At 62.0% G+C, this 10,293-nt stretch carries 11 protein-coding genes and 1 pseudogene; 7 read left to right on the forward strand and 5 right to left on the reverse strand.

The features are described from left to right. Positions 1–37 precede the first annotated feature (37 nt). From RT582_RS14765 to RT582_RS14795, 7 genes are all read left to right on the forward strand, one after another. On the forward strand, positions 38–523 hold the full coding sequence (locus tag RT582_RS14765) for an SgcJ/EcaC family oxidoreductase (RefSeq protein WP_023446560.1): 486 nt from the start codon (positions 38–40) through the stop codon (positions 521–523). A 164-nt stretch (positions 524–687) separates the two neighbouring features. Then, a complete protein-coding gene (locus RT582_RS14770; RefSeq protein WP_023446561.1) occupies positions 688–1,710 on the forward strand; it encodes a DUF5924 family protein in 1,023 nt (340 codons plus the stop codon). A 57-nt stretch (positions 1,711–1,767) separates the two neighbouring features. Further along, the gene (locus RT582_RS14775) at positions 1,768–2,286 is read left to right on the forward strand and encodes an MgtC/SapB family protein (protein ID WP_014821328.1); all 519 of its coding nucleotides are present in this window, start codon (positions 1,768–1,770) and stop codon (positions 2,284–2,286) included. 32 nt (positions 2,287–2,318) lie between these two features. Continuing rightward, positions 2,319–3,632 carry a PQQ-dependent sugar dehydrogenase gene (locus RT582_RS14780; RefSeq protein ID WP_313478155.1) on the forward strand — a complete coding sequence of 438 codons (1,314 nt, stop codon included), beginning with the start codon at positions 2,319–2,321 and terminating at the stop codon, positions 3,630–3,632. A gap of 82 nt (positions 3,633–3,714) precedes the next feature. Next, entirely contained in the window at positions 3,715–4,056 is a 342-nt protein-coding gene (gene osmE / locus RT582_RS14785) for an osmotically-inducible lipoprotein OsmE (protein WP_090519225.1), read from the forward strand. A 67-nt stretch (positions 4,057–4,123) separates the two neighbouring features. Beyond that, positions 4,124–4,522 carry a Rho termination factor N-terminal domain-containing protein gene (locus RT582_RS14790; RefSeq protein ID WP_090519226.1) on the forward strand — a complete coding sequence of 133 codons (399 nt, stop codon included), beginning with the start codon at positions 4,124–4,126 and terminating at the stop codon, positions 4,520–4,522. Positions 4,523–4,743: 221 nt separating this feature from the next. Further along, on the forward strand, positions 4,744–5,277 hold the full coding sequence (locus RT582_RS14795; protein WP_014821332.1) for a ferritin-like domain-containing protein: 534 nt from the start codon (positions 4,744–4,746) through the stop codon (positions 5,275–5,277). Between the two features lie 119 nt (positions 5,278–5,396). Here RT582_RS14795 and lpxC read toward each other — a convergent pair whose 3' ends face one another. The 5 genes and pseudogenes from lpxC to RT582_RS14820 form a co-directional block, all read right to left on the reverse strand. Continuing rightward, a complete protein-coding gene (gene lpxC / locus RT582_RS14800) occupies positions 5,397–6,308 on the reverse strand; it encodes a UDP-3-O-acyl-N-acetylglucosamine deacetylase (RefSeq protein ID WP_003302766.1) in 912 nt (303 codons plus the stop codon). Positions 6,309–6,423: 115 nt separating this feature from the next. After that, positions 6,424–7,611: a cell division protein FtsZ gene (gene ftsZ, locus RT582_RS14805; RefSeq protein WP_014821333.1), complete on the reverse strand. Its 1,188-nt coding sequence runs from the start codon at positions 7,609–7,611 to the stop codon at positions 6,424–6,426. Positions 7,612–7,660: 49 nt separating this feature from the next. After that, positions 7,661–8,908, reverse strand: a complete 1,248-nt coding sequence (gene ftsA, locus RT582_RS14810) for a cell division protein FtsA (protein ID WP_046617978.1) — start codon at positions 8,906–8,908, stop codon at positions 7,661–7,663. A gap of 12 nt (positions 8,909–8,920) precedes the next feature. Next, entirely contained in the window at positions 8,921–9,778 is an 858-nt protein-coding gene (locus tag RT582_RS14815; RefSeq protein WP_014821335.1) for a cell division protein FtsQ/DivIB, read from the reverse strand. A gap of 2 nt (positions 9,779–9,780) precedes the next feature. Further along, positions 9,781–10,293 (reverse strand): annotated as a pseudogene (locus RT582_RS14820) (D-alanine--D-alanine ligase); the annotation flags it as partial.

Raw genomic sequence — 10,293 nt, forward strand, 5'->3', positions numbered from 1 at the left:
AGACATCCGCAATCGACCACCGGCTACGAGTGACACTATGAAATACGCCCTCCCCCTGCTGCTTTCCCTCGCCCCGCTGGCTGCGCTGGCGGACGACCCGACCTGTCATGGCACCAACGAAGCGCAGGTCGCCGCGCTTTTCGATCGCTGGAACGAAGATGTGCAATCAGGCGATCCAAAACGCGTGGTGGAAAACTACGCACCTGACTCGATGCTGCTGCCTACAGTGTCCAACACGCCGCGGCAGACGGTGGAAGCCAAGCTCGACTACTTCGAGCACTTTCTGGCGCTGAAACCGAAGGGCGAAGTTGTCTCGCGAATGATCATGATCGACTGCAACAGCGCGCTCGATACCGGGCTCTACAGCTTCAAGCTGGGCGACGGCAAGACGGTGCCGGCGCGTTATACCTTTACCTACAAGTGGTTCGCCGACGCCGGACAGTGGCTGATCACCAGTCACCACTCATCGGCGATGCCAGAGCAGCCCGAAGCGGTACAGCAGGTGATCGAAGAGAGCGACTGATCGTCCTGCGAAATACGCCAAACAGGGGCGCCTTGCCACACCAGCGGGGCGCGCCCGCTGTACCATCCGCCCTCGACAAGCGAAGGGTCTCGACCGCGCGCTTGCACCAGCCCGCCTGTGCTCGATACTTCTGATAAGCACGCCGTATTCGGACCCGAACCACCATGCAACTCAAGCCGCTGTTATCACGCCTGTTCGACTTGGCCAGCCGCCTGATTCGGCGCTATCCCGGTACGGTTGCGCTGTTCGGATTCGTTTCCGGGGTGGCGAGTTTCGTTCTGGTGGAACGCCACGCCGGCCTCGCCAAGGTGGTCGCCCTGGTGATGCTGGTGAGCTGGCTCTGGCTGGTGCTGGAGTCGAGCCTGCGGCGTAGCCTGCAGCGCTGGTTCGGCTGGCAGGTGCCACGACCGCTGCTGCGCTATGCCACCCAGATGGTGCATCAGGAAAGCCTGTTCTTCATCATTCCGTTCTTTGCCATCACCACCACCTGGAACAGCGGACAAGCCCTGTTCACCGGCCTGCTTGGCGCCGCCGCGCTCGTTTCGCTGATCGATCCGCTGTACTACAAATGGCTGGCACCGCGGCGCTGGGTCTACCTGGGGTTTCACGCGCTGACGCTGTTCGCCGTCCTGCTGACCGCGTTGCCGATCATCCTTCATCTGTCCACCCCGCAGAGTTATCAACTGGCGCTGGGCGTCGCAGTAGTGCTGGCCCTGCCGAGCCTCAGCGGACTGTTTCCCCGCTCGAACTGGCGCACGTGGCCCGGCATCCTGTTGCTGGCGGTGGCGCTGGGTGCCGCAGGTTGGCTGGGACGGACCTGGGTACCCCCGGCAACCCTGTGGCTGACCGATGTCGCCGTGACCATGAGCCTCGATGATCGGCAACGCAAACCCGGCAAGGGGCTGCGCGAAATCACCAGCGCAGAACTGCACGCAAATGGCCTCTACGCCTATACCGCCATCAACGCACCGCGCGGCCTGAAGGAGCGCATCTTCCACGAGTGGACCCACAACGGCCGGCGCGTCGACCGTATCGCCCTGGAGATCAGCGGCGGCCGCGAAGCCGGTTATCGCGCATGGACCCACAAGCGCAACTTCCCGGAAAGATCATCGGGCCGCTGGCGAGTACGTGTCGTTACCGAAGCAGGCCAGATGATCGGCATGCTGCGTTTCCAGGTCACCGATTAGCGAACCACCCGCCGCCTCGCGTATCCAAATCAGAACCAGCCTGGCTTGGAGAAGGACATGGAGTGGTGGGCGAGCATCTCCTACACCATCGCGTCGGAGTTCTCCGACATCACCGACCTGGAGGACGCGACCCGCGTCAGTAGCCGACTGCTGATCGCGTCGATTCTCGGCGGCCTGCTCGGCTATGAACGCGAGCGCCGACGCAAGGCCGCCGGCTTGCGCACCCACATGCTGGTTGCGCTTGGTGCAGCGTTGTTCGTACTGGTACCGGTGCAGGCGGGCATGAGCCTCGAGGACATTTCCCGGGTGATTCAGGGCCTGGTTACCGGTATTGGCTTTCTCGGAGCCGGGACTATCCTCAAGGGCGACTCCGCGGAAGACGTCAAGGGCCTGACCACCGCCGCGGGCATCTGGCTTACGGCCGCCATCGGTGTCGCCGTCGGCCTCGGGCATGAAGCAACGGCCGTAATGAGCACGCTGTTGGCGCTGGCGATCTTTGCTTTGATGCCACGGCTGGAGCGACATACTGCCCTGCGTGCCGCGCGCAAGCGTCGCCACCCGGACCAGCCGCGCTAGCGAACGCCACTCCACTGCCCAAGGATTTCGCCATGTCCAACTTCCGTATTCTTCTGACCGGCGCCGTTCTAACTGCTCTGGCAGGTTGCAGCGAAACGGCCAAGCTTCCGGTGGAATCCGGATACGGCCCGACACCGGCGCTGCCAGAGCCGAACAAGACAGTCCTGCCCGCGGTACACATCGCCCCCGCCAAAGGCTGGCCGCAAGATGGCAAACCGCAGGCGGCGGCCGGTCTGCGCGTGGCGGCGTTCGCCCGTGACCTGGACCATCCCCGCTGGCTCCATGTGCTGCCCAATGGCGATGTGCTCGTGGCGGAATCGGACGCACCGCCGAAGCAACAGAGCCAGGGACTGCGCGGCTGGATTGCCAGCAAGATCATGGCCCGCGCTGGCTCCGGAGGCCCCAGCGCCAACCGCATCACCCTGCTGCGCGATCGTGACGGCGATGGCGTGGCGGAACAGCGCACGGTGTTTCTGGAAAACCTCAACTCCCCGTTCGGTATGGCGTTGGTAGGCAACCACTTCTACGTCGCCAACACGGACGCGCTGCTGCGCTTTCTCTATACGCCCGGCACCACCCGTATCACCGCGAACGGCGAGAAGGTCGTGGACCTACCCGCTGGGCCGATCAATCACCACTGGACCAAGAACGTCATTGCCAGCCAGGACGGCAGCCGCCTCTATGTCACCAGCGGCTCCAACAGCAATGTGGCCGAGAACGGCATGCAGGCCGAAGAGAACCGCGCAGCGATTCTCGAGGTGGATCCGCAAGCCAGGAGCATGCGTCTGTTCGCTTCAGGCCTGCGCAACCCCAATGGCCTTGCCTGGCAGCCGGACAGCGGAGCGCTATGGACCACCGTCAACGAGCGAGACGAGATCGGCAGCGACCTGGTGCCGGACTACATGACCTCGGTGCAGGGCGGCGGATTCTACGGGTGGCCCTACAGCTACTTCGGCCAGCACATCGACGAGCGCGTGCAGCCCCAACGCCCGGATCTGGTCGAGCGTGCCATCGTCCCAGACTATGCACTGGGCGCGCATACCGCCTCGCTCGGCCTGGCCTTCTACGAAGGCACGCTGCTGCCGCAGCACTACCGCCACGGCGCGTTCGTTGGTCAGCACGGCTCCTGGAATCGCAAGCCGCGCAGTGGCTATAAGGTGGTTTTCATCCCCTTCCGCGACGGCATGCCGGCTGGGCAGGCAGAGGATGTGCTGACCGGCTTCGTCAACGAGGCAGGAGAGGCAATGGGTCGCCCGGTAGGGGTCGCCGTGGACAAGACCGGGGCCGTGCTGGTGGCCGACGATGTCGGCAACGTGGTCTGGCGCGTCACCCCTGATGACCGTTGATACCGTCGCCCGCTGATCCGTTGAACCTTGCCGGACGCCGTATGGCCATAAAGGTAACGTCCATACGCAACGAGGCACTCCCATGATCAAGCGCGCCATCTACATCTTCGCCCCTGTCGTGCTGCTCGCCGGCTGTTCCGGCAATGTGCAGAACCCGGTAGACCGCATCACCTTCCGTGACGAGCCACTGGTACGCGATGTGGAGACCGGCATGTCTCAGGAGCAGGTACTGACCATCGGTGGCGAGCCCTCGAAGGCCGCAGCTCGCACTGTAGTGCCTGGCATCTGCCACGATTACATCCTCAATCGCGATGGCCATCAGCAACCTTATTACGTCAGTTTCGATGGCTCCGGCCGCGTGGACGGCCAGGGCTTCCTGACCTGCGATCAGCTTGAGGAAAACCAGCGCAAACTGCACCGCTGACAGCCGGGCACAGGCGCGAGCACGCTTCGGGCCTGTGCATTCAACGCTCCCCTTGAAGGAGACCAGCATGCCTCGTGGAGAAAAAACCAAGTACACCGACAAGCAGCAACGCAAGGCCGAACACATTGAGGAAGGCTACGAGAAGCGTGGCGTCCCCGAGGACGAGGCCGAAGCGCGCGCATGGGCGACGGTCAACAAGCAATCCGGCGGCGGAGAACGCAAAGGGGGCTCGGGCAGGAGCAAGGGCGAGACCGCCAAGCGGGCTGAGCGCAAGGACTCGGCCCACCGCGCAGCCGATGCCCGCCAGGGCAAATCACCAAACAAGGGTTCGGCACGAAGCTCGAAGTCGGCCAGCACGGCGCTTGCCGACATGACCCGCGACCAGCTCATGGAAAAGGCCCGCGAGCGGGACATTCGTGGCCGTTCGAAGATGCGCAAGAACGAACTGCTACGGGCGCTGAGCTGAGGACTGAGGGCATGCCGATGATTGACCAAACCGCTCCGAAAGAGGGCAATCCCAAGCGCGAGGACCCAGGCGACCCTGTGCCGATTGATGAGCCGGGTGAGCCTGAGCCGGCGCCCGCACCGCCGGACGAGCCCCACCGCTAAACTTTTCGCCAGCATCCTGTTCTCAAACTGGGAACCGTGAATCACCGCGTCCGCGGTGAACCAGACCAGGAGATGGCGATGAGCTACGTACAATTGAGCGATAAACAGAGCCTGCGCGAGCGGGCTCGTCAACATGTCGAGAATGGAGCCGTCACCGAGAGTTACTCGGCCGATCGAGAAGTCGTGATCAATCTGCTGAACGAAGCGCTGGCGACAGAACTGGTGTGCTATCTGCGCTACAAGCGCCACTACTACATGGCCACAGGGCTGAAATCCAGCGCCGCCGCGGACGAGTTCCTCGAGCACGCTAATGAGGAGCAGGAACACGCCGATCGGCTGGCCGAGCGCATCGTCCAACTGGGTGGCGCGCCGGACTTCAACCCCGACGGCCTGACGGAGCGCGCCCACGCGCAGTACGCCGAAGGCAACGGCCTGCGCGACATGGTTTTCGAGAACCTGGTGGCCGAACGCATCGCCATCGACAGCTACCGCGAGATCGTGCAGTACATCGGTGACAAGGATCCGACCACCCGCCGCATCTTCGAGGACATCCTCGCTCAGGAAGAAGAGCACGCCGATGATCTGGCTGGCCTGCTGGACGGCATGAACTAGCCCAGGACCTGCCGGCGCCTCGCTGAAGCAGGCGGCACGCCATTCCCGTCAGCTTTTCAGCGAAACATAAAAAAAGGCCACCCTAGGGTGGCCTTAAATTTTAGGAAGAGAGGTACAGCTTAGCCGGCTGCCACCGGACGCATGTAGGAGATCGGTGCGGTCTGCGGGTCATCGAAGGTCACCAGTTCCCACGCATCCTTTTGTTCCATCAGGGTGCGCAGCAAACGGTTGTTCAACGCGTGGCCGGATTTATAGCCGCGGAATTCGCCGATCAGACTGGTGCCCAGCAAGTACAGATCACCAATGGCATCGAGAATCTTGTGCTTCACGAATTCGTCCTCGTAACGCAGGCCGTCTTCGTTGAGCACACTGGTTTCGTCCACCACGATTGCGTTCTCAACGCTGCCGCCAAGCGCCAGGTTGTGCGAGCGCAGGAACTCGATGTCGCGCATGAACCCGAAGGTACGTGCACGGCTGACTTCCTTGACGAAGGAAGTGCTCGAGAAATCCACACTGGCAGTCTGGGTGCGGCCTTTGAAAACCGGATGGTCGAAATCGATCTCGAAACTCACCTTGAAGCCGTCGAAAGGCAGGAAAGTAGCGCGCTTGTCACCTTCCTCGACTGTCACTTCACGCTTGATGCGGATGAACTTCTTGTGGGCGTCCTGCTCCTGCAGGCCGGCGGATTGAATCAGGAATACGAAAGGTCCAGCGCTACCATCCATGATCGGCACTTCCGACGCTGAGAGTTCGACGTAGGCGTTGTCGATCCCCAGGCCAGCCATTGCCGACAGCAAATGCTCCACCGTGTCGACCTTGACGTCACCGTTGACCAATGTCGTGGACATGGTGGTTTCGCCAACGTTCTCGGCCCGCGCAGGAATCTCCACAGGCGGATTGAGGTCGGTGCGACAGAACACGATTCCGGTATCCACCGGTGCCGGTTTCAGGGTGAGATAAACCTTCTCTCCCGAATGCAAGCCGACGCCGGTGGCGCGAATGATGTTCTTCAGGGTGCGTTGTCTGATCATGGCCTTTTGCTTCGCTTTAGCGCTAGTTGCGAATAGTTTTCAACAATTGGCGGCGATAATAGCAGAAGCCAACTTTGCTGAACACCAATCACAACGATACTCCTGATAAATTCAATCAATCGGCCTGACGACGCAGAAACGCGGGAATGTCCAGATAATCCAGATCTTCCTGCGGATTCAGCTTGGCTGCAGTGGCAGCTGCATGCGCCTGATTACGCATCACGGTCGGACGCTCGAGGTCACGATAATTGACCGCGGCCTGCTCATGCTGACGCGGTGCCGGAGCGGCGGAAGCGGCAACAGAGGTCTGCACGGTGTTGTCGACGACCTTGACCGGCTTTTCATTGCGCGGACCGAGCCCGGTAGCGACCACGGTGACATGCAGCTCGTCGGCCATGTCCGGATCGATCACGGCGCCAACCTTGACGGTGGCCTCATCGGACGCGAAGGCCTCGATGATTTCGCCCACGGCAGCGTACTCGCCGAGCGAAAGGTCCAGACCAGCAGTGATGTTGACCAGAATGCCACGTGCGCCCTGCAGGTTGACGTCTTCCAGCAGCGGGTTGCGAATGGCAGCCTCGGTGGCTTCGCGAGCACGGTTCGGGCCGGTGGCGCAACCAGTGCCCATCATCGCCATACCCATCTCGCCCATAACGGTCTTGACGTCGGCGAAGTCGACGTTCATCAGGCCCGGACGCTGCATGATGTCGGAGATGCCACGGACCGCACCGGCCAGTACGTCATCAGCCTTGGCGAAAGCGGCCAGCAGGCTGGCGTCCTTGCCGAGGATGGTCAGCAACTTCTCGTTGGGGATAGTGATCAGCGAATCGACGCAATCGGACAGCGCACGGATACCTTCGTCGGCCACCTGCATGCGACGACGACCCTCGAAGGGGAACGGACGGGTGACCACGGCGACGGTAAGGATGCCCATTTCCTTGGCTACCGAAGCGATGATCGGCGCAGCTCCAGTACCGGTGCCGCCGCCCATGCCGGTGGTGATGAACACCATGTCCGCACCTTCCAGTACTTCGGCGATGCGCTCACGATCTTCCATCGCCGCCTGGCGACCGATGTCCGGATTGGTACCGGCACCCAGACCTTTGGTGATGGCCGAGCCGAGCTGCAACACGGTGCGTGCTTCAACTTTCTTCAGCGCCTGGGCGTCAGTGTTGGCGCAGATGAATTCGACGCCTTCGACGTTATTGCGAACCATGTGGTTCACGGCATTGCCGCCACCGCCACCGACACCGATGACCTTGATGACTGCACTTTGCGGGGTATGATCTACGAGTTCGAACATTTCCCTCTCTCCTTCCAGCTTTCTAGTTTTGGTTGTTACAGCGCACTGCTTAAAAATTGCCCTGGATCCAGCCCTTGAGTCGGTCCAGAACAGACGTCTTTGATTCGTCGGCGAAATTGCCGATGCCAGACACGGGAATGCCGTCGGCCTGCTTTTGCAGTCCGTACAGCAACAGGCCCACGCCCGTTGAATAGATGGGGTTACGTACTACGTCGCTCAGTCCCTTGACGCTGTGCGGCACGCCCAGGCGCACCGGCATGTGAAAGATTTCCTCGGCCAGGTCGACGGCTCCTTCCATCTTCGCTGTACCGCCTGTGAGAACGATCCCGGCCGGGACCAGATCCTCGTATCCGCTACGACGCAGCTCGGCCTGGATCAGGGTGAACAGCTCGTCATAGCGCGGCTCGACCACCTCTGCCAGAGCCTGCCGCGAGAGTTCGCGCGGTGGGCGATCGCCGACGCTGGGAACCTTGATGGTCTCGCCTGCACCGGCCAGCTTGGCCAACGCGCAAGCATAACGAATCTTGATCTCTTCGGCATACTGGGTCGGCGTGCGCAATGCCATGGCGATGTCGTTGGTGACCTGATCGCCGGCGATCGGGATGACCGCGGTATGACGAATCGCGCCTTCGGTGAAAATGCAGATGTCGGTGGTGCCGCCGCCGATGTCCACCAGGCAGACGCCCAGCTCCTTTTCATCGTCGGTCAGTACCGCGTGTGCAGAGGCCAGTTGCTCCAGGATGATGTCATCCACTTCCAGGCCGCAGCGACGCACGCACTTCTCGACATTCTGCGCCGCATTCACCGCGCAAGTGACCACATGGACCTTGGCCTCAAGGCGCACGCCGGACATGCCCAGCGGTTCGCGCACACCTTCCTGGTTGTCGATCACGTAATCCTGCGGCAGCGTGTGCAGCACGCGCTGGTCCGCCGGAATGGCCACAGCCTGGGCGGCGTCAAGTACCCGCTCCAGGTCCGCGGCGCTGACTTCACGGTCGCGGATCGCGACGATGCCATGGGAGTTCAGGCTGCGAATGTGGTTGCCAGCCAGGCCGACGAAGGCCGAATGGATGCGGCAGCCAGCCATCAGCTGAGCTTCTTCGATAGCGCGCTGAACCGACTGCACGGTGGATTCGATATTGACCACTACGCCCTTCTTCAACCCGCGCGAAGGATGGGTACCGATTCCCACGATTTCCAGCTCACCATCGGCGGTCACCTCACCTACCAGCGCCACCACCTTGGAGGTGCCGATGTCCAGGCCGACGATCATCTTGCCGCTTTGCACGCTCGACATGTGTTTCATTCCTCAATTCTTCGCAGCGACGGTCGTATCCGTCACAGTCGGGACCGGCTCATGCCAGGCGACGGCCAGGCCGTTCGCATAGCGCAGATCGATCCGTGCGATCTTCTCGCTTTCCTGCTCCAGCGCCTTTTGATAGATGGCGGTGAAGCGACGCATTTTTTCTACAACCTGGTCCCGCCCCAGCAGCAACTCGACGCCCTGGTTGGTGGTCAGGAACCAGCTTCCACGCTCGCGCAGCTCCAGACGGGAAATGGAGAATCCCAATGGGCGCAGCATCTGGCTGAGCATCTGGTATTGCTGCATGACACGCTGTTGGGCCCGCTTCGGACCATATAAATGTGGCAAGTGTTCATATCGGGTCAGGTCATCCGGCGAGAAAGCCTGCCCTTTATTGTTAAGCAATGCTTCGCCCCCCCAGCGGGCAATCGGCAATTGCTCATCCAGCCGCACCATCACCTGGTCCGGCCAGACGCGGCGGACTTCGACATGGGCGATCCACGGCATCTGTTCCAGTTGGTGGCGCATGCCGTTCAGATCAACCTTGAAGAAGCTCTGTTCGACGAAAGGCGCTATGCGCTGCTGGACCGCCTCGCGACTCACATAGCCCAATTCGCCCTGCACACTGACCTTGGCGATCGGCCGATCGGCATAGGGCAGCAGCCGCTCGCCCAGTTCGTAAAGCCCGACCGCCAACCCGACCAGTAGCACCGGCCAGACGAAACGCTTCAGCCCGGCGAGGCTCGGCTTCGGCAGGCGCTGCGACAGCGGCTGCGGTTGCACCAGGCGGCTCGCACCCCGTTGCGCGGGCTTGCGCGAGGCGCGGCCGCTTCCGGGTTGCGAATGGCGCAGCGTGGCGATCATGGCTAGCTCCCCGCCTCGAGGCTGTCATCGAGAATGCTCAGGACCAGTTGCTGGAAATCCAGACCGGCAGCACGCGCCGCCATGGGCACCAGGCTGTGATCGGTCATTCCCGGCACGGTGTTCACTTCAAGCAGCCAGAAATCGCCATTACCGTCCTGCATCACGTCAACCCGGGCCCAGCCGCGGATACCCACCGCTTCGCAGGCACGTGCCGACAGCGTCTTCAGTTCCTGTTCGCGCACCGCGTCGAGGCCACAGGGAATGCGGTACTGGGTATCGGAAGCCAGGTACTTGGCGTCGTAGTCGTAGAAGGTGTGCGGCGTGCCCAGGCCAATCGGTGGCAGTACCTGGCCGTGCAGCACCGCCACGGTGAATTCCGGGCCTTGTATCCACTGCTCGACGAGTACTTGCGAGTCGTAGCTGCTGGCGGCACGCCAGGCTTCGATCAGCTCGGTGAGCCCCCGACCTTGGCCATGCCGATGCTAGAGCCTTCGTGGGCCGGTTTGACGATCAGC

This window comes from Stutzerimonas kunmingensis (genome assembly GCF_032106285.1).
GTDB classification, from domain to species: Bacteria; Pseudomonadota; Gammaproteobacteria; order Pseudomonadales; family Pseudomonadaceae; genus Stutzerimonas; species Stutzerimonas kunmingensis_B.